This window comes from Bacillus marasmi, assembly GCF_902168435.1.
Lineage (GTDB): Bacteria > Bacillota > Bacilli > Bacillales > Cytobacillaceae > Bacillus_BU > Bacillus_BU marasmi.
This window is the reverse complement of the sequence record NZ_LR656188.1, coordinates 1-24,759: the sequence shown is the minus strand read 5'-3', so window position 1 is coordinate 24,759 and position 24,759 is coordinate 1. Positions and strand designations below refer to the sequence as shown.

35 protein-coding genes are annotated in these 24,759 nt (G+C 40.9%); 2 read left to right on the top strand and 33 right to left on the bottom strand.

Translation table 11 applies throughout. The features are described 5' to 3' along the window. Window positions 1-2: 2 nt before the first annotated feature. The 33 genes from FXW34_RS21540 to FXW34_RS21390 all read right to left on the bottom strand — a co-directional run bounded on the left by FXW34_RS21540 (window position 3) and on the right by FXW34_RS21390 (window position 22,497). Window positions 3-266, bottom strand: a complete 264-nt coding sequence (locus tag FXW34_RS21540) for a hypothetical protein (RefSeq protein WP_147536094.1) — start codon at window positions 264-266, stop codon at window positions 3-5. Between the two features lie 14 nt (window positions 267-280). Beyond that, window positions 281-1,267, bottom strand: coding sequence for a major capsid protein (locus FXW34_RS21535; RefSeq protein WP_147536093.1), 987 nt, complete (start codon window positions 1,265-1,267; stop codon window positions 281-283). 12 nt (window positions 1,268-1,279) lie between these two features. After that, complete coding sequence (locus tag FXW34_RS21530; RefSeq protein ID WP_147536092.1) at window positions 1,280-1,984, bottom strand: DUF4355 domain-containing protein; 705 nt, start codon at window positions 1,982-1,984, stop codon at window positions 1,280-1,282. Window positions 1,985-2,280: 296 nt separating this feature from the next. Then, complete coding sequence (locus FXW34_RS21525) at window positions 2,281-2,499, bottom strand: hypothetical protein (RefSeq protein WP_147536091.1); 219 nt, start codon at window positions 2,497-2,499, stop codon at window positions 2,281-2,283. A gap of 10 nt (window positions 2,500-2,509) precedes the next feature. Next, on the bottom strand, window positions 2,510-2,749 hold the full coding sequence (locus FXW34_RS21520) for a DUF2829 domain-containing protein (protein ID WP_187119059.1): 240 nt from the start codon (window positions 2,747-2,749) through the stop codon (window positions 2,510-2,512). A gap of 44 nt (window positions 2,750-2,793) precedes the next feature. After that, window positions 2,794-3,690 (bottom strand): minor capsid protein, encoded by an 897-nt coding sequence (locus FXW34_RS21515; protein WP_147536089.1) that lies wholly within the window; start codon window positions 3,688-3,690, stop codon window positions 2,794-2,796. A 135-nt stretch (window positions 3,691-3,825) separates the two neighbouring features. Then, window positions 3,826-5,151 carry a phage portal protein gene (locus tag FXW34_RS21510; RefSeq protein ID WP_147536088.1) on the bottom strand — a complete coding sequence of 442 codons (1,326 nt, stop codon included), beginning with the start codon at window positions 5,149-5,151 and terminating at the stop codon, window positions 3,826-3,828. After that, complete coding sequence (gene terL, locus FXW34_RS21505; RefSeq protein WP_147536115.1) at window positions 5,152-6,549, bottom strand: phage terminase large subunit; 1,398 nt, start codon at window positions 6,547-6,549, stop codon at window positions 5,152-5,154. Then, entirely contained in the window at window positions 6,542-7,102 is a 561-nt protein-coding gene (locus FXW34_RS21500; RefSeq protein ID WP_147536087.1) for a terminase small subunit, read from the bottom strand. The genes terL and FXW34_RS21500 overlap by 8 nt, the downstream gene beginning before the upstream one ends. 225 nt (window positions 7,103-7,327) lie before the next feature. After that, window positions 7,328-7,855: a hypothetical protein gene (locus FXW34_RS21495; protein WP_147536086.1), complete on the bottom strand. Its 528-nt coding sequence runs from the start codon at window positions 7,853-7,855 to the stop codon at window positions 7,328-7,330. Next, window positions 7,852-9,237, bottom strand: coding sequence for a DEAD/DEAH box helicase (locus FXW34_RS21490; RefSeq protein ID WP_147536085.1), 1,386 nt, complete (start codon window positions 9,235-9,237; stop codon window positions 7,852-7,854). The genes FXW34_RS21495 and FXW34_RS21490 overlap by 4 nt, the downstream gene beginning before the upstream one ends. Continuing rightward, a complete protein-coding gene (locus FXW34_RS21485; protein ID WP_147536084.1) occupies window positions 9,234-9,518 on the bottom strand; it encodes a PDDEXK family nuclease in 285 nt (94 codons plus the stop codon). The genes FXW34_RS21490 and FXW34_RS21485 overlap by 4 nt, the downstream gene beginning before the upstream one ends. A gap of 552 nt (window positions 9,519-10,070) precedes the next feature. Beyond that, window positions 10,071-12,494 (bottom strand): virulence-associated E family protein, encoded by a 2,424-nt coding sequence (locus FXW34_RS21480; RefSeq protein WP_147536083.1) that lies wholly within the window; start codon window positions 12,492-12,494, stop codon window positions 10,071-10,073. Window positions 12,495-12,513: 19 nt separating this feature from the next. After that, complete coding sequence (locus FXW34_RS21475; RefSeq protein ID WP_147536082.1) at window positions 12,514-12,738, bottom strand: hypothetical protein; 225 nt, start codon at window positions 12,736-12,738, stop codon at window positions 12,514-12,516. A gap of 12 nt (window positions 12,739-12,750) precedes the next feature. Further along, the gene (locus FXW34_RS23760; RefSeq protein ID WP_425457460.1) at window positions 12,751-12,918 is read right to left on the bottom strand and encodes an NrdR family transcriptional regulator; all 168 of its coding nucleotides are present in this window, start codon (window positions 12,916-12,918) and stop codon (window positions 12,751-12,753) included. Next, window positions 12,905-13,192: a MazG-like family protein gene (locus FXW34_RS21470; protein WP_147536081.1), complete on the bottom strand. Its 288-nt coding sequence runs from the start codon at window positions 13,190-13,192 to the stop codon at window positions 12,905-12,907. Before FXW34_RS21470 ends, FXW34_RS23760 begins: the two co-directional genes overlap by 14 nt. After that, complete coding sequence (locus FXW34_RS21465) at window positions 13,183-14,208, bottom strand: hypothetical protein (protein ID WP_147536080.1); 1,026 nt, start codon at window positions 14,206-14,208, stop codon at window positions 13,183-13,185. The genes FXW34_RS21470 and FXW34_RS21465 overlap by 10 nt, the downstream gene beginning before the upstream one ends. Further along, window positions 14,208-14,453, bottom strand: coding sequence for a DUF3310 domain-containing protein (locus tag FXW34_RS21460; RefSeq protein ID WP_147536079.1), 246 nt, complete (start codon window positions 14,451-14,453; stop codon window positions 14,208-14,210). The genes FXW34_RS21465 and FXW34_RS21460 overlap by 1 nt, the downstream gene beginning before the upstream one ends. After that, the gene (locus tag FXW34_RS21455; RefSeq protein WP_147536078.1) at window positions 14,425-14,616 is read right to left on the bottom strand and encodes an IDEAL domain-containing protein; all 192 of its coding nucleotides are present in this window, start codon (window positions 14,614-14,616) and stop codon (window positions 14,425-14,427) included. The genes FXW34_RS21460 and FXW34_RS21455 overlap by 29 nt, the downstream gene beginning before the upstream one ends. 32 nt (window positions 14,617-14,648) lie before the next feature. After that, window positions 14,649-14,834 (bottom strand): hypothetical protein, encoded by a 186-nt coding sequence (locus FXW34_RS21450; protein ID WP_147536077.1) that lies wholly within the window; start codon window positions 14,832-14,834, stop codon window positions 14,649-14,651. Window positions 14,835-14,933: 99 nt separating this feature from the next. After that, window positions 14,934-15,350, bottom strand: coding sequence for a hypothetical protein (locus FXW34_RS21445; RefSeq protein ID WP_147536076.1), 417 nt, complete (start codon window positions 15,348-15,350; stop codon window positions 14,934-14,936). 12 nt (window positions 15,351-15,362) lie between these two features. Next, window positions 15,363-15,971, bottom strand: coding sequence for a beta clamp domain-containing protein (locus tag FXW34_RS21440; RefSeq protein ID WP_147536075.1), 609 nt, complete (start codon window positions 15,969-15,971; stop codon window positions 15,363-15,365). 2 nt (window positions 15,972-15,973) lie between these two features. Further along, window positions 15,974-17,953, bottom strand: coding sequence for a DNA polymerase (locus FXW34_RS21435; protein WP_222705342.1), 1,980 nt, complete (start codon window positions 17,951-17,953; stop codon window positions 15,974-15,976). Beyond that, window positions 17,953-18,702, bottom strand: a complete 750-nt coding sequence (locus FXW34_RS21430) for a DUF2815 family protein (RefSeq protein ID WP_147536073.1) — start codon at window positions 18,700-18,702, stop codon at window positions 17,953-17,955. The genes FXW34_RS21435 and FXW34_RS21430 overlap by 1 nt, the downstream gene beginning before the upstream one ends. Continuing rightward, window positions 18,702-18,863, bottom strand: a complete 162-nt coding sequence (locus FXW34_RS23110; RefSeq protein WP_187119058.1) for a hypothetical protein — start codon at window positions 18,861-18,863, stop codon at window positions 18,702-18,704. The genes FXW34_RS21430 and FXW34_RS23110 overlap by 1 nt, the downstream gene beginning before the upstream one ends. Next, a complete protein-coding gene (locus FXW34_RS21425) occupies window positions 18,860-20,032 on the bottom strand; it encodes a DUF2800 domain-containing protein (protein ID WP_222705341.1) in 1,173 nt (390 codons plus the stop codon). Before FXW34_RS21425 ends, FXW34_RS23110 begins: the two co-directional genes overlap by 4 nt. Continuing rightward, on the bottom strand, window positions 20,032-20,472 hold the full coding sequence (locus FXW34_RS21420) for a hypothetical protein (RefSeq protein WP_147536072.1): 441 nt from the start codon (window positions 20,470-20,472) through the stop codon (window positions 20,032-20,034). The genes FXW34_RS21425 and FXW34_RS21420 overlap by 1 nt, the downstream gene beginning before the upstream one ends. A gap of 74 nt (window positions 20,473-20,546) precedes the next feature. Next, window positions 20,547-20,864 (bottom strand): hypothetical protein, encoded by a 318-nt coding sequence (locus tag FXW34_RS21415; RefSeq protein ID WP_147536071.1) that lies wholly within the window; start codon window positions 20,862-20,864, stop codon window positions 20,547-20,549. A 44-nt stretch (window positions 20,865-20,908) separates the two neighbouring features. Then, a complete protein-coding gene (locus FXW34_RS21410) occupies window positions 20,909-21,112 on the bottom strand; it encodes a hypothetical protein (RefSeq protein WP_147536070.1) in 204 nt (67 codons plus the stop codon). Window positions 21,113-21,142: 30 nt separating this feature from the next. Then, complete coding sequence (locus tag FXW34_RS21405) at window positions 21,143-21,391, bottom strand: hypothetical protein (RefSeq protein WP_147536069.1); 249 nt, start codon at window positions 21,389-21,391, stop codon at window positions 21,143-21,145. A gap of 119 nt (window positions 21,392-21,510) precedes the next feature. Next, window positions 21,511-21,693, bottom strand: a complete 183-nt coding sequence (locus FXW34_RS21400; RefSeq protein ID WP_147536068.1) for a hypothetical protein — start codon at window positions 21,691-21,693, stop codon at window positions 21,511-21,513. Between the two features lie 78 nt (window positions 21,694-21,771). After that, on the bottom strand, window positions 21,772-22,128 hold the full coding sequence (locus FXW34_RS21395) for a hypothetical protein (RefSeq protein ID WP_147536067.1): 357 nt from the start codon (window positions 22,126-22,128) through the stop codon (window positions 21,772-21,774). A gap of 153 nt (window positions 22,129-22,281) precedes the next feature. Beyond that, the gene (locus FXW34_RS21390) at window positions 22,282-22,497 is read right to left on the bottom strand and encodes a helix-turn-helix transcriptional regulator (protein WP_147536066.1); all 216 of its coding nucleotides are present in this window, start codon (window positions 22,495-22,497) and stop codon (window positions 22,282-22,284) included. A gap of 168 nt (window positions 22,498-22,665) precedes the next feature. Between FXW34_RS21390 and FXW34_RS21385 the strand changes: the two genes are divergently transcribed. Then, complete coding sequence (locus FXW34_RS21385) at window positions 22,666-23,268, top strand: LexA family protein (protein WP_147536065.1); 603 nt, start codon at window positions 22,666-22,668, stop codon at window positions 23,266-23,268. 63 nt (window positions 23,269-23,331) lie between these two features. Next, window positions 23,332-24,738: a recombinase family protein gene (locus tag FXW34_RS21380; RefSeq protein WP_187119057.1), complete on the top strand. Its 1,407-nt coding sequence runs from the start codon at window positions 23,332-23,334 to the stop codon at window positions 24,736-24,738. Window positions 24,739-24,759 lie beyond the last annotated feature (21 nt).

Below are 24,759 nucleotides of genomic sequence, written 5' to 3'. Positions count from 1 at the left end.
GGTTATTCACCGTCTTTCAAACTAACCTCTGCTTTTTCAGCGCCCTTTTTCCCTCTTGCTTTTTTGCGTTTAGGTTGTTCCTCTTCTACAACTTCATCTTCTACTTGTTTTATAAACGGACCCTTAAATTGGTTTTGTTTATTCAGCAAGTATTCGATGCGCTCTTGAGAAACTTCAAAGCCAGCACGAGGGTAGGTTTGCCCTACCTCGTACAAGCGCTTATTATCCTCGATATCGAAGAAATTAGTAATTACTTTATATGCCATCTGGATTCAGCTCCTTAGGCGTTTGCAGTTGTGCCAAAAGTAAATTTCACAACGCGGATTTTTTTAGTGTCGTATACCTTTGTCCAGTTAGTTCCAGTAGCTAATTCAGCATTAGTTGGGAAATCACCAGCTACTTCCGTCTCAGTCCATTTAATACCACGTGGGTGGAATAATTGGATACGACGGTTGATTAGGTAATCGATACCAGCAGAGTTCTGAGCGTCACGATCAACTTCTGTTGGAACAATGTTAGGGTCTGAGCCGTTACCTTGACCGATAGCACCTTGACCAAACAGGAACATGTCGCCGATACCAGTTGTTGTGCTGAACGGTACCATATCGTCAACGATTACACGTTTGTCCATGAAATACGGAATTGGTTTGCCTTGATCAGCGACTGGTACGTATTCAATCAAGTTTAACTTGCGTAAAAATGTTTCAGTGTAAGAATTCATCATTACCGCAGTTAATAGCTCTTTGCTATCTCCAAGTAATTGAGTCGAATCTAAAAACGCTTCTGGTGATAACACATTAGCGCCGGCAGCCTTCTCTGAAATATCAAATACGTTAGTAGCCATTGACTCGGCCGCAAAAATACCTTTTAAAATGTTTAATAAGATACGTTGGTCTTGACGTACCCAATAATCAGATACTAATTCTGCAATTTTACCCATTGGGTCAGTGCCGGATAAAGCACCAGCTAGGTTGTTAGCCCCCCACATTTGAGCACGCATGATTTTACGCGCTACATCTTTGCCGGTTGTGATACCTTCAGCAGTTAAGTCTGTTGCTTCTGCCACAGATGTTGCTTCTGTATCAGCTAAATCATTCCAGTAAGGCATGTCCATTAATTTAGACGGTCCACTCGCTAAAATGTTAAACTGTGGATCGTTCACGATAATACCTGATTGATACAATGCTGATTTTTCAACGGTGCGGTTTGTTACATACTCCGTAAATACTTCTGGTTGGATAACATCTGCTAATTTTACTTCTGCCATCTTTTATTCCTCCTATTTGCCTGCTAAGGCTTTTAATGTTTTGTATCGTTCGGGATCTTCTCTTTTCAAGCGTCCCTGCTCCGTTAAATTAAAATGTTCTTTACTAAATGGATTCTTCAGTCCTGGATTCGGATTCACTTTAGGTGATTTACCGGACAAAGCTTTTTTAACGCCTTCTTCGACCTTTGCATTGATTAAATCCACAAACGCTTTTACCGCATCCTGTGTGTCCTCGGCTGTTTCTTTCACCACGAATGCAAGCACATCATCATTGGCAGTAATGCCTTTTTCAGAAAGCATTTTAGTAGCTTCTTTGGATAAGCCGTAGAAAGCTTCTTTTTTCTTGTACTCCTCGAGCTCACCTTGAAGCTTTTCCAATTCGTATTGCTTCTTTTGGTCCTCGTTCATTTTGGCAAGCTTTTCAGCCTCTTTAATCGCCTTTTCAGCTGCTTTCTTTTCACGGGCCAGTCGTTGCTTTATGATTTCTTCTAGCTCATCCTGCGTGTAGGTTTTCGCTTTTTGACCTTTATCTTTGTTACTGCTACCCTGATCACTTCCGTTATCCTGATTATCTTGATCGTCGTCTTGGTTATCTTGATTATCAGAATCGTTATCATCAGCAAAGAATTGCAAGTTTAACGGCAATAACGGTTTTCTTACTGGTGGTGCCCAAGTAATCACAGGTTTTGTTAACGGTAAAAATGGATTTAATTTCATGTCTATTCTCCTCACTCTTTATAGCCTTGGTGGGCTTTATTATTAACGCATGCAGTTTAACGTCACCAGCACGGTTATGGACATAAAAAATAGCCCCGGCAATTGCTAGGACTTAATACTTCTTACAACCTTTAAACTCTCTTAATCTATACATAAACTCGCTACCTATTGGAATTCTCAGAGTGTTTCCGCATTTGCTGCACACGTGTAAGTCTGAGTGAGCGATTAACTTATAGTCATGTCTTGCTTGTCCAAGTCTCACCCATAACCATCGAAATAGCTTCATTCCGGCACCTCTATTCATTTGCACTTAAATAAATATCTTGTTTAGCTGACTCAATCATGCCGAGCTTTTCCAAGAAAGAAATATCGCCGCATGACCCAGTGATAAACTCGCCATTAGTTTGCATAATCTGAACCACTAACCCTTTAACAGCGCCTTGTTGGTACAGTTTAGTTATTTCCTCAACTAGCCAAGCGACATCGTTGTTAACAAGATTTTTTACGCTTCCCATATTTCACCGCCTAACCGTTTTCAACCTCTTCCCAATCAATTGCTAATAGATCACTTATGCTAGGAACCCACGTGTTAAACGAATTATTCACATTCTTGATAACTAAAAATGGCTCTATAATGGCATGTTCAAAATCTGTTCCTTTGTGTAATTGAATGTACATACCTTTGCCATTCCATCCACGACGAGCAATCGTTGCACCATCTAATAATCTGCGTAATGCCCAACTAAAGTCACCTATTGTTTGCATCTTTACTCCTCCGCCTATAGTTAAATTCATTTGCCTCACCCTTTTTAATCGTTTTCAATCGGTACAGTTGTAGTCCTGCACCAGGCGTGAAAAGGTGGATAATTAACGCCCACCTTAGCATTGTTAAACTCAAACTTCTCACCGTTCAGTCCTCTACAAGTTGGACTGGTGCGACGGTCCATAACGGAGCTAATCTCATAACGCTTAATACCCGCATCCATAAAGGCTTGCTTATTAGCTTGATTGGTCACGAAAGCACTCTCTGTAACAATTAACCTCAGAGAATCATTTGCACCAACGCCCATTCTGTTTTTGATGATTCGAGCCATTGCCTGATAATCATCGCCACGGATAATGGCGTCTCTGATTTCATTGGTGAGCATGTTAATGAGTCGTTCCTTATTCGCCCAGATACGGTCTGAAAAGTTCGCACCGTTAATCCACTTCTGATTGATGGTCTGTTGAAGCGTAATATTATTCACACTAAAAAAGGATGGGGCATTGTCCAATCCCTTCATCGTTGACAGGTATCCTTTTTCGTATGCTTCACGTAATAACTTTTCAAAGCCTTCCTGTTCAAATGCTCCAAGCTCCATCATCTGCATCCTGATATTAAGCTGCAAACCCTCTAGCCTATTCAACTGGTAAATCGATTCACGAACAGGCATAAGGTGAGCATGCTGAGGATACTTCCTCGCGAATGTGTCCATGTCTTGATACAGTAGATCGCGCTCAGCCGGAGATAATGCCAGGACTAATTGACGATATTCGATTACTTTATCAGTGCCATATCGTGTGTAATAGCTAGCAATCTCTTTCTTTACGCTTTCCTCAACTCTCAAGTATTCCTTGCGGAGCTTTTTATCAAGTTTGGCATTTTGTTTGTCCTGGGAGATGAACAGTTGCTCCATTCGTTTTTCCCAGTAAGATTTGTTAACCATGACGTTTTCCTCGATACCGCCCAGCGTAATAAGAAACAGTAATTATGGTGAGGTAAAATATAAAATCAACTAACAGGCCCTCAGAGACGATAATAATAAAATTTATTAAAATGAGCGCAGGGATTATAAATTTCATTATTCCTCACCGCCAGTTTCAAAGTCCCCGTTATTATCTTCCGGATATGGATTGCTCTGGTTTTCAGCAGCCATACGTTCAATTTCTTGCTTAGGATTATCAACGATAGACAGAATACCGAGTTGAGTTTCCTTCGAAACAACACCCTGCAGTTTGCTCGCTGTGTCGGCTTCATCCTTGGTATTCCGTGGGATGTTTCTCGTAAACTTGTAATTAAGATTACGCCACTCATCTTTTTTAGACTGCTCTATATTTGTAGGCAAGTTGAACACCATTTTAAATCGACGATTCATCCCTGATACAAACTTTCTATCCTTCATGGCTGCCATGTTCTTCATCGGTTGCAATTTAAATTCAAGTGCAACACCAGAAGCACTGCCAAAGGATTCATCGTTGATATTGGCCACCATGCTAATCTGATAGATCAGTCTCTCGAGACGGTCCAGTAAATGCTCTTGTGAATCGTCACCGTTTGGCTTTTCCATAAACTCAGCAATGATGTCTTTGATGTTATCCGAACCGAATAAATTGATAATGCGGTTGTCACGGATATTCTGAAGCGAAGTTTCATCCAACTCAACGCCAAGTATTTTCAGATAAGCGTCGGCGAAATAGTCAACGTCGTTCGCCTTTTCTGAAATTGCTTTATCATAAGCATTGATCAATGTCTCCACTGATTCAAAGATTGACTTGCGCTCCTCGTTCTCGATGTATTCAATAACCGGCACGCCGTCGTAAAAATTCGATGCTGTTTCACCGAAAGCAACATCGTCAACCTTTCCAGACAATGCAACTTCTTCGCTTGCTGTAAACAATTGACCTTTTAACTCGTCGTCATCGTTTATCAGATAACGGACCGCAAATAAAGGCTTCTGTGCAATCGTATCATCGTAAACAATGAACATATCCAGTGGATTATTATAGGTGCAGCACGTTTCCGACTCCTCATTCTGGTAAAGGATCTCGAAGCCGTGGCCATAAATGGAGCAAATTTTTGATAACTCTGCTACGTTATCATCCATATCATTTCTTGTCTGAAATTCGTCTACTCGCTCATTTACACCAGGCTCGTCATGTGAAACCTTAACAGGAATCCCGATAAAATAACCGTTGAACGTGTCCACGATGTATTTTGCATAGTTAACCACTAGGCGGTTATCCGGTTTATACTCTGGCTTATCTTCCTGGCTTAAAATAGGCGCGTCACTTTCATACAATTTTTTAAGCCGTTCATAACGTGGTATCTCTGCCTGGTGCAGCTCGATAAAATGTTGCACGACATCTGATGTAATCTCTTCTTCTGCTGGGTGTATGAAAACAGCCATCTATATCCCTCCTTTGAACGTTTTAATTTGAACTGATGCTCCCATTTTTTCAGCGATTCCGGTGAGAGCATCCGGAGCATCGTCGTGTGCATTCTTACCCTCTTTTTGATATGTGGTTAATACTTTATATAATTCCGGCCATTTATTACGCCATCCCTCTGGAAAATAAACATGATCCATTACCCATGTAGCATTGGATAGAATACGAGCTTTTTTGTTTTTACCCTGGAAGAACCAATTAAACTTTGTTTTATTCGATTTAAATTTTTCCTTCAGAATACGTTCAACGCTTCTGGCATAGCCCCGACCGCCGTTATTAGATTCAATATGAGCAATGTTAACCTCAATATCATAAAGCTTTTTAGCAAGTAAGGGCTCAGTTACTTCCATACCTTCTTTGGTGTAAACGACATCCAGAATGTAAGCATCATCGTCGAAAGTCTCGCCATAAATAAAAGACGCCAGGTAATCAGAACCTTCGTCTGCGGTATCAGTGTAAGAAGCGATTCGCTTAAACACAGGTTTATTATTCGCTTGATACGTTTTGAAATGGGAATACAGCTTTCCTTGTATGTCAATGGGCTCCTGTTGGTAGTTGGCTGATGCGATATCAGCACCCATAGTCTTTGTTTTACGGTCATACTCTTTACGACTTAATACATCCTCACAGAGCATCGTGCCATCGTCTTGCAAGGCCTTCATGTTTACGTGCTTCACTTTATATCCAAGCTTGGGCAATTCTTCTAGAGCCTTACCTGCTAAGTCCTGACTGTGCCACCTTGTCATGATTAGAATGATTTTACCGCCAGTCTCTAAACGAGAAAGCATCGTATTCGTAAACCATTCCCAGTGCCCTTGCAGCACATTTGCGTTATTAGCCTCTAGTGAGTTTTTAATCAAGTCATCGATGAGAATATAATCAGCACCAAATCCTGTCGCAGTACCTGTGGGAGACGTTGCTAGATAGTTGCTGTAGCTACCATCCAACGCCCATAGATTCATAGCGCCGTCGCCTTGCTTAATGCGAATGCCTGGGAACACATCTGAATAGACGGCTCTGTTTGGGTCTGCCTTTAATTCTTGAATAGTGTTTCTCACACTTTTAGAAAACGTGGTAGACAAGGTTTCGTTATACGAACCAGTCATAATTTTAAGTTTAGGATTATTACCCAAAAGCCACTCGACAAAATTACCTGCAGTTCTAGATTTACCGTGACGAGGCGGCATGTTGAAAATTAATACATCGTCATCAGATTCAGAGAAGGCTTGCAGATCGTCAGCAACCTCAATCAAATATTTACGATCATACTTGTAAAAGTCGGGCGATTTTAAATGGCAATACTCAAAAAAATCACGTTTTGCCAATGCAATCTGTGCACCCAACTGGACCTTATTCATGTTTACCACTTCGGGCCAACTCCCGAAGCTCCTCTGTTGTTAAGCCTTCATAAGGATTATTCACATTCATGTTTCCAGAAAGCTCAAGCGTATCCTTGAACATGCCTAAGTGACGTCCGATAAGCTCCAAAGCTTTCACCTTATCGTAAGACTCAACGGATATACCGAACTTTGTTTCTTTGATTCCTGAAATGGCAGCCTTCACATTTTCGGATAGTGAATCTGTATCAGCGATTTCAACCTGTTTATACTCGCCACCAGAATCAGTTTTCTTGGTGATAACCTTGGCAAAATCAGCACCGTTAACAAAAGCAATCTTTGCAAGCTCTTTTAAAACTTTATCCTGGGTAATCTCAGTACGCTTTTCACGTGCTTTCATGCGCTCATTGATATATTTCTCAACCTTAGCATTTCTTAGCATCCTGCTACCGTTTACACTTGCTGTCTCATCATTCTTCACACGGGGATAAGCTGCCTTGTAAGCCCTTGTCGCATTAAGGTCAATTAAATACTCATCGACGAATCTTTTCTGTTTTTCCGTTAACTTTGCCAAAATTATCACCTCCTGGTCTCTTCTTCACGAAACAAGAGGCAAAAGGACACAAAGAAACTTTCTCGTTGATCCGGACTAACCAAATGCAACCGATACACTTCTTCATACCCTTTCGCCTCCTGGCAAATAAAAAATGCACCTGCTAAATTAACAGGCGCATTGAAAGACGTTTATTCTACACTAATATGATAACAGAAAACCTTTCAACATTTTTTCAATATTTTTTTAACGGGTAAACTCAAGCGACGAAATACCAAACAACAACACTGACAAATCATTGATAGCAATCTTCGTGTCTCGGTATATCGTTCCCTGCTCCACTTTGTACAGCTCGCAAAGTTCAGGCACTGTAAGCCGTTTTTCGTTAAGATATCTGCAGTTAATAATTTTATATCTCCTAAACTCTTCGTCGGATCCATTTAAGCAACTTTCTCTGAAATGCCCTAACATCTTTTCGAAGTGATTCATCATCTTCAAAGTTTTTAACTGATATTTCATCAATGATTCCAGTGTCAGTTCTTCTAAGTCCAATATCGTATCCTCGTATTCTTCGACCTGTTCTTCCACTCCTGCACAATGATCTTTTAACTTCCGGTAGTTTTCCAAAAGAAGTTTCGTATTCCTTAACCGCCAATCCTTTTCTCTTTTCTTGTGCTCTCGCTGCTGGGCTTTATATTGCTTAATCGCTTCGTGGCTTGCTAAAGAAACGATTAATTCGATTTGCTGTTTTGACAGGCTGATTTTTCCACTCACAAATGCTCACCATCCTTATGGACTTTTTCAATTCTTGCTTTCAATGCTGCCATTAAAGAATCTTGGGTGCTGGTCTTGTTTTCCAACGCAGCTGCTACATCCTCATCTACTCCACCTTCAACTGTTAAGTGATGGATAATCACTTTCTCTGTCTGTCCTTGCCGATGGAGACGCTTGTTAGCTTGCTGGTATAATTCCAAGCTCCAATTCAACCCGAACCAGATCACGTGGTTTCCTCCGTCTTGTAAGTTCAAACCGTATGCAGCTGATGCGGGATGGGCAAGCAGAATATCGATTTCACGGTTGTTCCAATCTAGTTCATCCTGCGGAGTTTTCAACTCTCGTACTCGAAGGTGTGTTTTCTCTAAAGCTTTCTTGATTCTTGCTTTGTCATGCTGAAAGTTATAAAACACCAAAGCCGGTTTCCTGTTTAATCCCTCAACCAATTCCATAAAGGCTTCCAGTTTACATTCATGGATGTTGACTATGTTTCTGTCCTCGTCATATACAGCCCCGTTACACAGCTGCAGTAATTTATTCGTTAGCACGGCAGCTGAGCCAGCATCGATGGTGGACTCATCCACCTGCAGTAACATTTCTGTTTCCAACTTGTTATATGCTTTTTGGGCTTTATTATCTAAGATGACTGGAATGTTGTTGTACGTGATGTCCGGAAGCTCCAAGTAGTCCTCTGCTTTCATACTGACGCATATATCACCAATCAATCGTTGGATGGCTTCATCGGCTCCCGCCTTCGGTGCATAGGTGAAAACTCGTTCTCGATTTCGCTGATCCGGCTCAAAGTATCGTTCACGGAAACCCGTGATTCTCTTTCCGAGTCGCTCCCCCTGGTCCAGTAAAAACACCTGCGCCCATAAATCCAAAAGCCCGTTTGGGGCTGGTGTCCCTGTTAATCCCACGATTCTCTTAATGTGAGGTCGTACCCAGGACAACGCTTTGAATCTTTTAGCCTGGTGATTTTTGAAACTACTAAACTCGTCTACAATCACCATATCGAACGGCCAGGCATTTCGGTAATGCTCAACCAACCACGGAATGTTTTCACGGTTAATCACGTAAATATCTGCTGGTGTGTTCAAGGCTTTTATTCGTTTGGCTGCGGATCCAAGCACGGTAGAAAATCTTAAAAGTTTCAGGTGCTCCCATTTGCTTGCTTCTCTTACCCATGTGCTTTCGGCAACCTTCTTGGGGGCAATCACTAAAACTTTGTTTATGGTAAATCGGTTATATTTCAAATCGTTAACGGCTGTTAAGGTGATGACCGTTTTTCCTAGCCCCATATCTAACAGCAATCCAAGCGCTGGTGTATTCAACACTCGGTTAATACAGTACCGTTGATAGCTGTGCGGAACAAATTTCATTTAGCTTCGCCTACTTCTTTGATAAAATCATCAACGCCTTCTTTACTGTCAATCACTCGGACACTGCACCCGAAGGAGGAAATGTCGTTCATTTGTTTAATTTGCAATGGCCTCGGCTTTTTGCCTGGTGCTTTTAGTTCTACAAAATAAATTCTATTGACGGGAAAAATTACAAGTCTGTCTGGAACACCATCATTGCCAGGCGACTCGAATTTGTACGCTTTCCCTCCTGCTTTTCTTACTTTGTCTCTTAGATAGGTTTCAATATCTCTTTCTCTCATTCCGTACTAAACACCCTCAGTATATTTTGACATTTGTTTGCTATTTCTTTGTCAACCCAAGGTGGATTTCCATCGGTGTAAAACCACACTGTTTTCGCACCGCGCATTACTAACTCGGAATAAGTAAATTCGAAATGGCGGTCCGAAGGTATAAACCGGTAATGTCGATTAAAAAGAATCTGACAACCGTTTTTTAAAATGACCTTTCCATACGGTAGATTCTTTTTCGTGTTTTCGATTTTTGACACCTCAATCGCTCCAATCATTTAAAGTGTTACTTTCTACGTACGCACGCGTATAGATGTGTGAATTAGGCGTATTAGGCATAATAGGCTTATAATATTCTCTTTAATCTACCTAATTTTTATTTATATATAGAATTAAGGTAACAAAGGTAACATTAATAAATAAATGGAGTTAAAGCCTTGATAAATCTACATTTGTAAGTGTTACCTTCTCCGTTACCTTTGTGTTACCTTTGTTACTTTGTGTGTTACCTTTGTTACTTTCTAAAATCTTGATTTTATAGAAGGTAACACTAGAAGGTAACACCTAAAAAACCTTAACGCAGCCTCCTTTTACTAATCCATATGGTCCGTATCGCAAGGGTTTGTGTTGTTTTTTCCATCCGGGAATCTTCTCTAGGATTGCATTTATTCGAAGTACATCTGCGCGTTTTATATACTTTAAATCCCCGTAAAACAGTTCAACCCAAATTTCCTGTGCACAGATTCTGTCTCTTTTTACCCAATCCGGACTAGGCGCAATTTTTCCAAATTCACCGTTCCAGAATAGCCGTCTACTATCTTTAGACAGGTCGTTCCAATTTGGAGGTACAAGGCGATCAACGAATTCGAGAATTTCACTTTCCCACACATCCACAGCTTTATGCTCTTCTTGGGCTTTTTTAGCTTCCTCTAACAAATCATCCTTTAATATCAAGGACTCCCCTAATCTCCAATTCATAACGGCTTCAGCCCATATCTGGTCAACCTCAATAGGTAAATCATCGAAAACATTTTTAATTGGTTCTTGTTTCGCAGTGTCAACCGGCCAAAACCGCCTATCCCCCGTTGCATCATTTAAAAAATCATGCTCGTTTGTGGTTCCAAAAAAGACACATCTTCTAGGGAATTTTTCTGCTTTTCTTGCATAAGCTGGTCTATAGTTATCTACTTTTCTACTTAAAAAGCTTTTAATTACTTCTCTGTCTGACCGATTATAAGCGTGCATTTCTGCAATCTCTAAAATCCAGTTACCGGGCAACAACTCAGCTGCCTCTTTCCCGTCAAAAGTTTTTAAATCGTCGGAAAACCAACTTTTTGCCATAGTATCAAAAATAGTTGATTTCCCTTGACCTTGATTACCTACAAGAACAACCATCGTGTCATACTTGCAACCCGGTTCCATTACCCTGGTCACTGCAGCTGTGAATGACTTCCTAGTTACTGCCCTCACATAAGGGGTATCATTAGCACCTAAATAGTCGATAAAAAGAGTATCTAATCTCTTTGTACCGTCCCAAGATAAGCCGTTAAGGTAATCCATAACAGGATCGAATCTGTTTTTTGAAGCAACCTGTGCAAGTGCAGCATTTACTTTGCTTTCACTCCAAAACTCTAAAACTCGTTCTAAATAGACCATTAATCCATCGTCGTCAATAGAGGACCATTGGAATAACCCCTCATCCTTCTCACGTGGGTGCCATGGCAAAGGACCTTGACCAACAATAATGTTTGAGAATTCATCAAGTTTAATTTTACCTTTTATATTTGAGTCATTTTCTAAGGCAATCATGATGTTTCTGCTACTTTTAACAGGCTTACCCGTATTAGGATTCAATTCAAGCTTTCTTATCCAGTTAAAATCATCATCTGTTGCAGGTACGTCGGTAACAGGCTCACCAAAATCAGCTACCACGCGTTCATACCGTTCTTGGTTAATAAGTGCACCAACGCCTGCATCATTTAACGCGAAGGCTGCCATCTGTGTGAAAGATGGCAACTTATTAACAGGCGTATCAGGCTTTGCCTCGTCATCTAAATCCCCGTACTTGTGCATCCGGACCAGGTCAAACGCGTTTACCAATCGACCACTACACGGGTCTGTCGCATGGTGAGAATATAAGAACAAACCGTGCTCATACACGATGGCACCGCCCACGGTAGAACCGCCCAAGTAAGTGAGACGGTCATCGACATCCGTAGGTGTATAAATGCCAGGTAAAAAGGTTTCGATTGCCTGATAGATGTCATATTGTCGGCAGAAAGCACCGACTACCCCTTTCTTTTCTAATGGGTTACCTTGCTTAGCTGCAAGCCTTACATGCGCTTGATTAGCACCTGGTACTTCTGGCCACTCTTGAATGTTGCGCCAATCTCCATACATCGCGAGTAAACCGTCTGTATCTAAAAACGGCTTATCACCATACATGAAAACATATTGACTGTCTGCACTACATGACGGCCAATACATCAACCGAGATGCTTCGAACGTAGTCGGGTCCGCAAGACTCATCCCGATTAATGAAGCTAACTTTCTTGCTAAAGGCTCATACTCGTCAGCTGATGCTGTTCTGTTTAAAGGAACAAGTACACGTAACCGGGGTTTATTCTCCTCATGTTTTCTGGTGCTATAGGTAGCATAAGCACACCCGAGCCCCTCCAACTTGGTGAGTACATCCCTTGTGCCTCCTGCCGGTATATTATCAAGGTCAAGGGTTAACACATCCCGGCCTATTACATTGGAAGCCTTGCGCCGATCTCCCGTAAGAGTACCGGCAACAAAGCCCCCAACATCTTTCAATTCATCCTGCCTCGACTTTGGAAGTTTAAGGTATTCTGCCAGTGTTTCTGTGCCACGCACTGCTGTGCGTAGGCGCTCCACCAGCTCTGACCAGTAAAGCGTTTGAGCAGGCCACTGCGTGGCTTTGCGACTGCCCGCAGCAGAGATGATTATTTGTCTATCGAATTGCATGGCACATTACCTCTTTCTACTAGCCATTGAATTTACTGCCGCGTTTTCCGTTTTTATAACCCTTATTAGGTTTTTTGGGCTTCTTCGGTTTTTTCTTTTCATCATCTTTTTTGTATCGCTTAATGATGTTACTAAGCGTGCGTATCTTTTTTGCTTGCCCGTTGTTGGTTTTGGTTAATTCGATGTTTGCTAATGTCAGTTCGCCAATTTTGTCATTGAGTGCTTTATAATCGATATCATCCACGAGCGACAGCCCCTAAGATTTTTTATTTTGTATTCTTTTTTGGACATACTCATCAAGAGTGTTACATAAGATAGTTTCAAAGGTACTAAACCGAGTGAGGCAGTTTGGACACTCCCGACGTCTCCAAACGCCTCCATTTTTACGCCTACTGTTATAAACATGAGTTTCATTTTCGCACACTGGGCAGTTCACAGTTTCCACCCTCTTTTACTTGTTCTGCGATAGCAACCGCCACTGCCGCAAGCTGGATCAGTTCTCCATATAAATCATCTGCATCAGATTCTTTAAAACTCGCAAGTCCCATATGTCCTTGCATGGCTTGGGCTACTTCCCCGAACTCTTCACCAAGGATTGCTAACCAAACACCTAGAGGATGACGCTGTTTCCCCCACATCGCATTCTGGCGTAAACGTTCTGCAGCCACATCAACCAAAACTGATTCTTCTAGCTCCATAACTTCACCAACTTTCTCAATGCCTCATTTTCAGCATTCAGCCTAGCGATTTCATCGTCAGTAAAAGAATGTGTTGTTTCTAAATCATCTTTTAAGAATTCACACTTCGCGCGGTAAGCATAGACTTGATCGTTGAGATTAATATTTTCCATTCTTAACTGGTGCAACTCATCCTCTACATCAGCACAAGCTGCATGAATGCCTTCAAGCTCTTTCAGCTTTTCTTCAAGTCCAAAAATCTGTTCCTTGTACACTTTCTCAGCCTCGCCAGCTTTTGCGACAACTTCCTCGTATTCAGCCGATAACATTTCGAACTGAGCCTTCCAATTGGTTTCTGGCTCTTTGATTTCAGGTGAAGGAGTCGCAAGCAAAGTGTCGGGAACTATCTTTGAAGCAGAGTCCTTTAACTCATCCCAAGCTTGTTTCCCGGCTTCTACGAAACTCATGGGCTTTTCCTCCTCGGCGGTAACAGTTTGACGACCTCGACGATCAATGATGCGACCTTTGAGCTCGTCTTTATGTTTTTGTTTCCAGTTGATTAGTTTTTTATAAGGGACGCCCAATCTTTCAGCGATTTGTTTATCTTTCAAATTCTTATTCAGTGAAATATATTTTTCAACTGGAAGCCAATCTTCTTTAACGGGAGCAACTGCCACAACCTCTTCCTCCTTAACTCTTTCTTTTATTTCAATTCGGTTATTCCGCAAAAACTCATAAAATGCTCTTTCATCCATTCCCAGTGCTCTGCGGATAGGTGTTCTCTTTACACCTTCAGAGATGAGCCTTTTTACTTCTGAAATGGTCATGTCCTGACCTTTAATGAGAATATTTTTGTATGGATCTTCTTTTCCACTTTCAAGTTTTTGGCCGATGTCACGCATCTCTTCATCTGTTGAACATCCTTTGCATACGTGAATATGTGAATTGGAACCTTTTTTATTTTTCTCGCATGATTCACAGACTTTGAAAAGCTCATCCAACTTACATAGCAGATTTAATCGCTCGGCCTTTTCCATCAGCTATCAGCCTCGTAACCTTGCAATCTTTTAAGATAGCCTTCTGCTTTCTGTAAATCTTCCAAGCCGTTTTTTTCCTTGTACCGGCAAATATATTTAAGAGCATTCCCAATCGCAAAACCTTCAGCAACCGTAAACTTTCTATCTGGAAAGTACCGTTCGATAAATTCAATCACGTCAATATCACCTTTATGGTAATGAAGAGGTTTTTCAATCTTATCGAATAATTCCTTTATAGTTTCCATTGATTAACCCCTTTCTTGTTTTGTCATATTTCCACACAAGGCGGTTTCTATAGTAAAGCTCCCTAAACCACGCTTTATCACCAGTGGCAAGAGCTAAATCAATCAGAGGAGATAAATCATAAACTACTTGCTGACCGTTAATAATTAACTTGCTTTCTCTCATAAATTTACCTCCCTGTTTTCATATAATGTTGATTAAAAAACCCATTTGCCTAACGCTAACCCTATTGCTAAAACAATGAAAATTAACGCAAACCCTAAAGCTAACAAAGGTGTAAAAAAATCGTAATCGCCAGCTTTATCAGATATAAAAACAAACCCGAGTAGCCCAACAATAATTAGCAATAGTAGCAAGCTCCAAAAAGGAATTGTAAATGTCATGTTCTCACCTCTCTCCTTGCGGTCTTTTTCAAAGGCTCGAACAAATGAACCTTATGACCGTCCTCAATCCGATACAACAACGTCCATTTAGGCGAGCGTTTACGTTTCCGCGCCATTACCTATAACCGCCTCTGGAATATGATCAAACTCTTTAAAGTAAGAGCTCATATCCTGTAATGTGAGAACTCCTTTGGCGTTATTCTTGTTGTAATATACTTTTATGGAGTCTGGATCCACCGTAAGCATCTGGTGAAATCCTGAAATTTTCTTGGTAAACATTTCGTATGTTTTGAAGTTTATGATTAATTCTCCAACTCGCACGGGAAGCACTTTAGAGGAAGAATACAGACTCTGCAATCGTTCTAATTCTGCCATCTTGGTTTGCACTTCTTTAGGAAAAGTGTGGGAACCCTTGTGTAATTTCCGAAGCGCTTTGGCTTCATCAACTTTCTTTTGTTTTGCTTGTTTCATTTCTGCTTTAATGGAGTTAATATCACCGCTGACGATAGTTAGCATCAAACATTCCTCCTAACTCTTTCGGACTGGTAAAATTAATGCTAGTAAACTTTTATCCTCGTTCTCGAATACAACCGGGCGAAATGAACCGTGAAAGTGTATCGTGACGGTTTGGCACCCAGTAGTCTTAAACAGCAACAAGGCTTGTAATAGGTACAAAGCATCTAGGTATAGGGAGACTTCAAATTGAACATCGAACTCGTATTGGTATTTCACTAACGGCGAATCATATCGCACCGTGCACTCTGTAAAATCTAGTCTCGGTTTTTCTTCTACAATTGAGCCGACGTCATAAATAGATGCGGCTGCGTGGAGTATATCCTTGAGATTTATTTCAACAACTTGCTTTGCCAGGCGGTAGTCTGGAATAATCCTAGAAATATCAGGATAATCACCTTCTAGCTTTTTACCCGTTGGGGTTAACACTGCTCCATCTGTTCGATTATGAATGTTCCTCGCTAAATATAGTCGATGAGCATCCGTGACAACGGCATCCCCGTTTTCAAGGTGTTTAATCCCTGTGAGCATTTTGTATCGTTCCGCGTTCGTCACCACGTGAGCACTTTTACAAACTTTCTCAGCATGTTTCATAAAAGTTTTGTAATCTAACAAGTTTTTCACCTCTAATCCTTCTGGTAATAATCCGCAATAAACCCTGCTGCTTTTAATGGGAGCCCTGGTGCCCAACTGATAGGCTCGCCCATGATTTCTGTCACTCTGTCCAGGTCTGCCAGCTGTCTCGGAACATCCAAAACAACCTCATCATGAATGTGCATTAATGTTTGGTATCTGTTAGCTTCAAGTCGGAATAAGATTTCTGCTAAGCAGTCACGAGCAATCGCTTGGACTATGTTCTCCGTTAGCTTACCGCCGTAGGTAGATTGCTTTTCCCACTTCTTTGTTGTTTGGTTCAAGCCGTAATAGTGAATAGCTTCTTTTCCAAAATCATTTTCAGCTAAGAACGGCTTAACATAAAATAGCTTTCGTCCACTTGGGAGGGTTACCGTTAAAAAATCTAAACCGTTTTGAATATCACTTTCACGAGCAAGAATTAACCCTCTCACACCTGCAGGCTGTCCCGTTCTCATCACAGACAACGCTGCATTTTCTAAACTGAACCATAGATCTTGAATTCGTTTGTTTGAGGATCTCCACCGCCTCACGATGTCTGGAAGTTCTTCTTCGGTTAATCCCATGTTGAGAGCTCCCATTGTGAGTAAGGCACCAGCTGCACCTTGATACCCTAGAGCTAATTCCGCAACCTTGCCTTTTTGACGCAATTCATATTCTGGATTACCCTTTTTGATTAATTCCAAAGGCACACCGAACATTTGACTGGCTGAAGCTTCGTATATTTTTCCATGTGTGTTGAACACATCTAACCGCCATTGTTCACCTGCAAGCCACGCAATCACCCTGGCTTCAATAGCTGAGAAGTCTGATATTAGAAGCACGTTTCCTTTACTCGGAACAAAAGCCGTTCTGATAAGCTGTGAAAGTGTGTCTGGGATATTTCCGTAAACAATTTTCAATGCTTCATCTTTACGGTGAACCACCAACTGGCGAGCATGATCTAATGTCTCAAGATAATTTCTAGGAAGATTCTGAACTTGAACTAAACGACCTGCCCAACGTCCAGTACGGTTAGCACCGTAAAATTGTAATAACCCTCTAACACGACCATCGGTGCAAACAGCATCGACCATGGCTTGATACTTCTTCACGCTTGTTTTCGATAGTTCTTGGCGAATCTCAAGCACTCTTTTTACTTTGCCTGATGTGGTCTCGATGAGATTAGAAACCGTTTCTTTTTGTAAGTTTTCGACTTCAATCCCTTGCTCTGCCAACCATTTCGATAACTGCTGAGCACTGTTCGGATTGGCTAGTCCAGTAATACCGCCTGCTTCAACCGTTAAGACTGCTGTCGTTAGGTCACTTACATGTAAAGCACCTTCAATCATTTGCATGTCTACGGCAATTCCTGTTGCATTAATTCGTTGATCAAGCTCCCATAATCTTTGTTCTTGTTCTGGTATAGGGAAGTTTGAAAGCTTTCTCGCAATCTCTTTTTCGGCTTCGACGTCTTGAGTACAATATTCTTTAAAAAGTTCCCATTTTTCCGGCTCATGATGTGGCAATGTCCTGGTGCGGTCACCATTCTTTTTAGAAGGTTTCGTAGGTGTACAGAAAAGTTTAATAAGTGCTTTTCCGGCTGACATTTTTTGTTTTTCTTGAGGTAAACCCAATGCAACTGCAGTCGGTCCTAACCCTGCCGTATACCCGCAATACAAACCGTGGAACATGGTGCAACGCCATTGGGAAAGCCATGCGAGAGGATTCCATTTAAAATGCTCAGCTAAGCTAAATATTTCAAAAGCTGCATTATAAGCTTTCTTTATGACATTTGGGCTTATAAGGGCTTGAATTATTTCTTGTGGAATCTTTTCACCGTTGGCTAAATCTATAATTTGAGTAGGTTGTCCGTTGACTGAGTACGCAAACAGTAATACTTCAAAATCAGGGCTCTGAACATACTTATAGAGCCCTGATTTCTTAATATCGATTGAAGAATACGTCTCCAAGTCAATATTCAAAGTGTGAATCATATCCCGTACACGCCACCAATTGGCTGCCCAGTGATAGGGTCAAACTGTTGTGGTTGCTGAGGTTGAATCTGTGGTTGTGTCGGCTGTTGCATCGGTTGCATCGGTTGAGTCGGTGCTGGTTGCATGCCGTAAGGCATTTGAACATTAGGCTGTTGGTATTGCGGTTGTTGATAAGTTGGTTGTGGTGCAGGTGCTCCTCCGAAATCTTCATTTGCAGCTGGTGCAGCAGAACCTAATGGCTCACCATCGCGAGTTTTTTGAACGTTAGTTGATAAATAGCAACCTACCCCTTTTTTCCCTGCTTGAGCATATGGAGCAAAGTTCACGGCAATACGGCCATACATACCGGAATAAACTTCAGTAGGATCCATGATTGGGTTTAAGTTAGCATCTACAATCTTAGGCGGTTGATCTACTTTAGAAGATGCAGAGAATACCCAATGCCCCTTGCATTCTTCACCGAATGGCATTCCATCAGAAGGCTTCACACCGTCACCGTCATAAACTGGAATAGCAACCATTGGAGGGATAACCCCGTTCCAGCATTTTGATTTACCATTTTGTTTAGCTGCTTCGATAGCTGCATCAATGCGTTGTTTAGTAGCTACATCAGATTTAGGAACGAGAATAGTTACGCTGTATTTTGGCTCTCCGCCATATTGGTTTTCGCGAGGTTTTAATAGATTTACATAGCTGAAACGAACTTCACCTGTTACGATACGAGTTGGATTTTGTTGATTTGACATTATTTCACTTCTCCTTTATTAATCATTTGTTGAATTTTACTTGATAAAATAAATAGTCTTCTGCTCAGCTCTCTACGAGTTTCATAATTTGTTTCCTTTATCATTGCTTCCCTGATTTCTTTTGCCTCATCTCTAAGGATATCTAAGGCAATGTTTTTCACGCGAAATCACTCGCTGCATCAGGCTTGCTAATCGCCTGACGTTTATCACCAATAGGTGCAAGTGTAGGCTTACCGGATGTCTTAACAACAAGCCCTGGCTCTTCTAGCAAACTTCTAAACTCTGCTTTACCAAGTTGTTTCTCAAGCTTCGCAACGGTTAATGGCACCCGTTCATAAAGCATCGTTTCAGCGATATTGTTTTCCTGAAGATGTTTAAAGGCTTCATCGATATTCTTATATGAGCGAGATCCACGACCTTCAACAGCCTTCCAGCCAGGAATCTCATTACCTTTCAAGCACTCCGCAAGGGCATAGTCCTTCAAAGCACTAAGCCATGCTTCGATGTAAGCCCCTTTCTCGAGCATTTGCCCGACTTCTTCATCTGATAGCAAAGGCGGTTTCAAGCTTGTGAAATCAGCCAAAGCAGTATATTGGTCAGCACGTGCTCGACATTGTGCTTTCGCTTTGCAAAACTTGCAATGTTCACCAGGAACGAAGTCACCATCACCGTTATATGCTCGCATGGCGATTGGTTTAATCTCCTCGCCCCAAGCCAACAGGTCAGATATGGACAAAGTGTATTCTGAGATGCTGTCCAATCTTGGTTGGATAATAGCAAGATGAATAGTATCGATTAGATACAGCAGGCTATATTCCAGGTAAGCTCCAAGTGCATAAAGCTTCATCTGTGGATTGTCCTCCGCACTTACCGGAACACCCTTCCCGTACTTAAAATCATTAATGTATAAAGTGTTTCCACCAATGATAATGCAATCCACCGTACCAAAGCCTTCCGGTGCATACGTGCTGTAATTCAATCGTTTTTCCACTGCTACATAGGGAGCAGATGAAAGACTTAATGTGAGCCCTTGCAGATATTCTAGATAGGTGTCTGTGTGCTTGAGCATTTCATCCTGGTATAACTCATGCTTTTTCATTTTGTTTAAGCGAGTGTTAAATGTGCGCTGACTCATAGGCTCGGTGAAGTGTTTTCTAAGTTTCAATTCTGCAATTTCATGGGCCAGTGTGCCTTCTTCTGCGAAAGTGCTTGTTGTATCCGGAAACTGTTCCTCTAACCGTACCGAAGGGGTACAAGTTAACCATCTATGTGAAGCACTTGCTGATAATAGTGCATGGGCACGCTCAGCGTGTGCGATTTCTTTGGTCACTATATTTTCGCCCCCATCTCACGAAGCTTGGTAGCGAATGCTCCGTATTGCTCTTTTGGCAATTGCATTAGAGCAGCTGCGCCAAATGCTTGAAGTAATTGAACAAGATCTTCGCGTTTGCCAGCATCCACTAACTGTGTGGCAGCTACCGCGATTTGCTCCATGCTGTAAGTAGGTGCTGATGTTGGTACAGCTTGGGGCGTTGCCTGTTGCTGAACTGGCACGGCTTGAACAGGTGGCGCAACAGGAGCTTGTTGAACTGGTACTGCTTGAACAGGTGGTGCAATTGGTGTCTGAACTACAGGCTGATGTGCCACAACTGGTTCTTGAGCAACCTTCTCAGCAATAAAGCTTGATGCTTGCCCGCCTTTTAATGCCTCTGCAAGTGCTTGGATGGCGCCAGCTAGCTCAGGCGCGTTTATATTTACTGTGATATTCATTGATAAGTAGCCTCCTAAATTGGTAAAATAACAGTGATAAGTTTGTTTCACGGCTCGTGTTGGTAGCACGGGTCTTATTTTTTCTCTTTCCAATCTACAACGAATTTTTCCACTTTGTACCAACCCACAAGTGACTTATGCGTTTCAGTTTCAAAATCGCAATAGAAGCCTTTTGATACAAAATAATCTCGAATAACCTTCAGTTCTCTTAAATCACTAGCTGCTGTTATTGTTTGCTGCCACCCGGAGTAACCTTCTAACGCTGCCTTCTCGATTTGTTTCACGATATTTTTTAATGTGTCTCCTGATAAAACGGATTGCTTATAAAATTCAATACCTACGTCGCTTAATTTACGCATATCCTCAGGGGATTTAAGTTTGATCTCACTCACTTTTCTCACCTCCCTTCAAGCACTAATTGTTATCGGAATGTGAACTAAACTCTATTAAATCTGTAAGGTAGTTCAAGCCTTTGTTTTCCTTCTAAAGTTCTGTTTGCGAAATCCCATGTATCATCACAACTAGTTAATTCAATAATGGTTTTTAATGCTGATTCGTAACGTTCTACTTTGTTCTCTAGGTGCTTTATTTTTTGTTGTAATCCCATTTCAATCAATTTATCTGAAATAAATTCACCCATCTTTTAACCACCTCTACTTCGCATTTTGTTTCAACCGAACTTACAAGTATCAATTCCGTTATATGTCCCTAACCAATAGGTATCATCTTCGTGCCAATATCCTTCGTCGTGGTCATATCGATAACAGTAAATTTCACCATCTTCATTAACGAAAGGGTTGGTATATGTGTCGTAACAAGGAGTTCCAATCTTCCAATATGTCATTACTTCTTCGTCAAGCATAGGACAATAAATCTTTCCCCACTCTTGACCATTTGACCAGCTTAGTTCTTTATCCATTTCTCCACTTCCTTATGTCGCAATTGGTTTCAATTAATCCATGAACCCAGTAATTTTTGAGATTACTAGAGCAGGTACTGATAGAACAAACAAGATGCAAAGCATAAAAAGGTAACCCATTATTCCCAGCCCCCGTTTGCTAATTGGTAAAGCACTTTGTTTTTTAACTGAAAAGCTAGTTGAATCAGTCCTTTTCTTGAAAGCATCAATTTCCCATCAATAACCTTGAATTGATCATCAGGTATATTTTTATAGACGGGATACTTTGCTTTCATTTCACTGATTGAAATGCCTTCTCCCACAGGTCCACCTCCTAGAAATATTCATTAAATCTTTCATCAAGTTTCGCCAAGGTGCCAAAAAGAGAAAGCCGTTTAGGCTTAGTTTTTGCTTTCCAAATAAAAGTTTCTAAGGTCCACAAAGGAATCTAAATGGTATTCAGAAAATCCAATACCGTATTCGATTGATCTTTTTGAAACATCATAAATATCTTCAGTAACACGGAAATATTCAAAAGTTCTGAAATACAAGGTTTTAAGGTTAATTTCTTTATGGTGGCGTTCGAAGAGACAATCAACAGTAACGATATTTTCATCTATTCCTTGAATTGAATACGCAATTAATTTAGGCGCCCTATTTTCACGGGACGTCATGAACTCGATAATCTCCTCGAATAACTTTCGATCCCCAATAGACTTTAGTGGTTCAAGATTTGTTGCTAAGTATTTGCCATCCATTTTTACTACCCTCTTTCTTATTCATTTCAGCAAGGATTCGAGGGATGGAAGTCTTTAGAAAGAATTGCTCCATCTCCCCCCAGGTATCCTTACTGATATCCGGGAGCGATATTTCCACCTTTTCTATTGAAATGTTTTCCATATCCCGCACCATCAACTACAGATTCTCTGTAGTTGGCCTTTAAAAAAAATGATGTCGCCCGCATTAACCTTAGTTAGTGTTACAAATTTCAAAGCTGTATCCATGCGAAATATTTTTCGGTATTTTTCATATTGGATGTATGTTTTCTCTGACATACCAAGTCTTTTTGCCATTTCAACTTGTGTGAAGCCCCCTAAAATTCTAGCTTGCTCAATGGTGTATTTCACAAGCTCACCTCCTTCTGTTAACTACTTTACTACAGAGTTTCTGTAGTTTCAATAGAAAAATACAGATTTTCTGTAATTAATTAAAATTTATTATTTTTTAATACAGAAAACCTGTACAAATTTACAGTATATAATTATAATGAGTTATAAAGAAACGAGGTGAGAAAAATGAAAATCGGGGATAAAATAAAGGACTTGCGTAAAAAACATAAGTTAACGCAAGAGGATCTAGCAAAGAAACTTGATGTTAGACCTACAGCCGTTTCTGCCTGGGAGAGAAATGCTAACAAACCCTTAATGGATAAAATAGTGGTTATGGCCGAAATGTGGGATGTTCCTGTTACATACCTATTAGATGTGGATGATATTGGAGAATCATCTGACATGGAGTTACTACCTGTGTATGGAAACATCAGTTGCGGTAACGGTGTGCTCGTATATGATGCGCCAGAATCATTCGAAGCCACACCAAAAGATTGGTTAAATGGCGGAGAGTATTTTTACATGACTGCTAAAGGTGACAGTATGATTGGTGCGAGAATACACGAAGGCGATCTGCTTCTGATAAGAAAACAAGACGAAGTAGAAAATGGAGAGATTGCAGCCGTTGCGGTAGATGATACGGCTGTATTGAAAAGAGTATTTAAACAGGATGATTCCGTTATTCTCCAATCTGAGAATTCTAAATATCCCCCGATTTCTTACATACCGGGTCAAAATAAACGGATTAAGATAATCGGAAAGTTGAAAAAAGTTGTATTAAATTTCTAGCTAGGTGTTTAATCATCGGAGTGGGCGACGGCTCACTCTGTTTTTATAGAGAGGATGAGTAACATGACTATCGGAATTTATATCCGTGTTAGTACGCAAGAGCAGGCAAAGGAAGGTTATTCTATTCCAGCTCAAAAAGAACGTCTTATTGCCTATTGCACAGCGTTAGGCTGGACAGATTATAAATTTTACATCGATGAGGGTGTGTCTGCAAAGGATTTGAACCGTCCAGAGTTGCAAAAAATGCTGGGAGACGTTAAGAAAAAACTAATCTCAACCGTGCTAGTATACCGCCTTGACCGATTGACCAGGAGAGTAAAGGACTTATACACTCTATTAGATGATTTCAAAAACAACAGCTGCACTTTTAGATCAGCGACTGAACCATATGACACATCCAGCGCGATGGGTAAAATGTTCATCGGGTTAGTTGCTTTACTCGCTCAATGGGAGGCTGAGAACCTTTCAGAGCGCGTCAAAATGGCTCTCGAAGAAAAAGTTTCTGGAGGAGAACGTGTCGGCGCAATTCCGTATGGTTTTGATTTGGATGAGAAGGAAAAGCTAGTCGCTAATGAGAAAGCTGAAATTGTTCTTGATATGGTAGACAAGGTTAAATCAGGAATGACTGCAAACCGTTTAGCCGAGTTTTTAAATGTAACCAATGGCGAAAGGAATTGGAGAGCGAACAGCGTGTTACGAGTGCTACGCAATCCTGCGCTTTACGGTGCTACAAAATGGAACGATAAGATTTATGAAGGAACTCACACAGGTATCATCACTAAAAAAGAATTTGAAAAGCTGCAGTTGGTTCTTGATGACCGAGCTGCACACCATAACCGAGACGTGGAGAACGAATACCTGTTCCAAGGCGTGCTTAACTGCCCAACTTGTGGTCATATCTTATCAGTAAATCGATACCTAAGAAAACGAAAAGACGGATCAGAGTATCAAGGATCCATATATAAATGCCAAGAATGCTGGCGAGAAGGCCGTAAAATGATAAGTGTTGGTGAGCAGCGCTTTACGGATGCTTTGCTCGAGTATATGAAGCATGTTGAGTTTAAAAATATTCCTCAACCTAATCCAGTTGATGATAAAAAAGCCGTTTTAGAGAAACAACTCGAGCAAATAGAGAGAATACGCGCTAACTACCAACGCGCATGGGCTGCTGGGAAGATGATGGATAAAGAATTCGATAGCCTGATGGATGAAACGCTAGAACCTTACGAATCCGTCAAAAGCCAATTAAATGGTTTAAAAGATAACGATCCAATTGACGTTGAAGCCTTAAAAGAAATCGTATTTACTTTTAATCAAACTTTTAGCTATTTGACTAGAGATGAAAAGAAAAGTTTTATCGCTCGATTTATCCGACGTATTCATTTTGTAGTCACTCCAACTAAGCCAAAAAATTATAGAAATAAGAAAGGTAAAGGGTTAGTCGTGATTACTGATGTCGAATTCTATTAGTTTTTATGTGCCGTTACCAGT

Bases quoted from the DNA above. Each gene is read 5' to 3' on its own strand.
- FXW34_RS21510 (WP_147536088.1), bottom strand. From the start codon at position 5,151: ATGGCTGTTTTCATACACCCAGCAGAAGAAGAGATTACATCAGATGTC.
- FXW34_RS21525 (WP_147536091.1), bottom strand. From the start codon at position 2,499: ATGGGAAGCGTAAAAAATCTTGTTAACAACGATGTCGCTTGGCTAGTT.
- FXW34_RS21490 (WP_147536085.1), bottom strand. From the start codon at position 9,237: ATGAAATTTGTTCCGCACAGCTATCAACGGTACTGTATTAACCGAGTG.
- FXW34_RS21480 (WP_147536083.1), bottom strand. From the start codon at position 12,494: ATGCAATTCGATAGACAAATAATCATCTCTGCTGCGGGCAGTCGCAAA.
- FXW34_RS21380 (WP_187119057.1), top strand. From the start codon at position 23,332: ATGACTATCGGAATTTATATCCGTGTTAGTACGCAAGAGCAGGCAAAG.
- terL (WP_147536115.1), bottom strand. From the start codon at position 6,549: ATGAATAAGGTCCAGTTGGGTGCACAGATTGCATTGGCAAAACGTGAT.
- FXW34_RS21430 (WP_147536073.1), bottom strand. From the start codon at position 18,702: ATGTCAAATCAACAAAATCCAACTCGTATCGTAACAGGTGAAGTTCGT.
- FXW34_RS21395 (WP_147536067.1), bottom strand. From the start codon at position 22,128: ATGGATGGCAAATACTTAGCAACAAATCTTGAACCACTAAAGTCTATT.
- FXW34_RS21485 (WP_147536084.1), bottom strand. From the start codon at position 9,518: ATGAGAGAAAGAGATATTGAAACCTATCTAAGAGACAAAGTAAGAAAA.
- FXW34_RS21540 (WP_147536094.1), bottom strand. From the start codon at position 266: ATGGCATATAAAGTAATTACTAATTTCTTCGATATCGAGGATAATAAG.
- FXW34_RS21530 (WP_147536092.1), bottom strand. From the start codon at position 1,984: ATGAAATTAAATCCATTTTTACCGTTAACAAAACCTGTGATTACTTGG.
- FXW34_RS21515 (WP_147536089.1), bottom strand. From the start codon at position 3,690: ATGGTTAACAAATCTTACTGGGAAAAACGAATGGAGCAACTGTTCATC.
- FXW34_RS21470 (WP_147536081.1), bottom strand. From the start codon at position 13,192: ATGGAGCTAGAAGAATCAGTTTTGGTTGATGTGGCTGCAGAACGTTTA.
- FXW34_RS21460 (WP_147536079.1), bottom strand. From the start codon at position 14,453: ATGGAAACTATAAAGGAATTATTCGATAAGATTGAAAAACCTCTTCAT.
- FXW34_RS21450 (WP_147536077.1), bottom strand. From the start codon at position 14,834: ATGACATTTACAATTCCTTTTTGGAGCTTGCTACTATTGCTAATTATT.
- FXW34_RS21405 (WP_147536069.1), bottom strand. From the start codon at position 21,391: ATGGATAAAGAACTAAGCTGGTCAAATGGTCAAGAGTGGGGAAAGATT.
- FXW34_RS21465 (WP_147536080.1), bottom strand. From the start codon at position 14,208: ATGGAAAAGGCCGAGCGATTAAATCTGCTATGTAAGTTGGATGAGCTT.
- FXW34_RS21520 (WP_187119059.1), bottom strand. From the start codon at position 2,749: ATGCAAACAATAGGTGACTTTAGTTGGGCATTACGCAGATTATTAGAT.
- FXW34_RS21535 (WP_147536093.1), bottom strand. From the start codon at position 1,267: ATGGCAGAAGTAAAATTAGCAGATGTTATCCAACCAGAAGTATTTACG.
- FXW34_RS21385 (WP_147536065.1), top strand. From the start codon at position 22,666: ATGAAAATCGGGGATAAAATAAAGGACTTGCGTAAAAAACATAAGTTA.
- FXW34_RS21410 (WP_147536070.1), bottom strand. From the start codon at position 21,112: ATGGGTGAATTTATTTCAGATAAATTGATTGAAATGGGATTACAACAA.
- FXW34_RS21455 (WP_147536078.1), bottom strand. From the start codon at position 14,616: ATGAGAGAAAGCAAGTTAATTATTAACGGTCAGCAAGTAGTTTATGAT.
- FXW34_RS21445 (WP_147536076.1), bottom strand. From the start codon at position 15,350: ATGCTAACTATCGTCAGCGGTGATATTAACTCCATTAAAGCAGAAATG.
- FXW34_RS21420 (WP_147536072.1), bottom strand. From the start codon at position 20,472: ATGAATATCACAGTAAATATAAACGCGCCTGAGCTAGCTGGCGCCATC.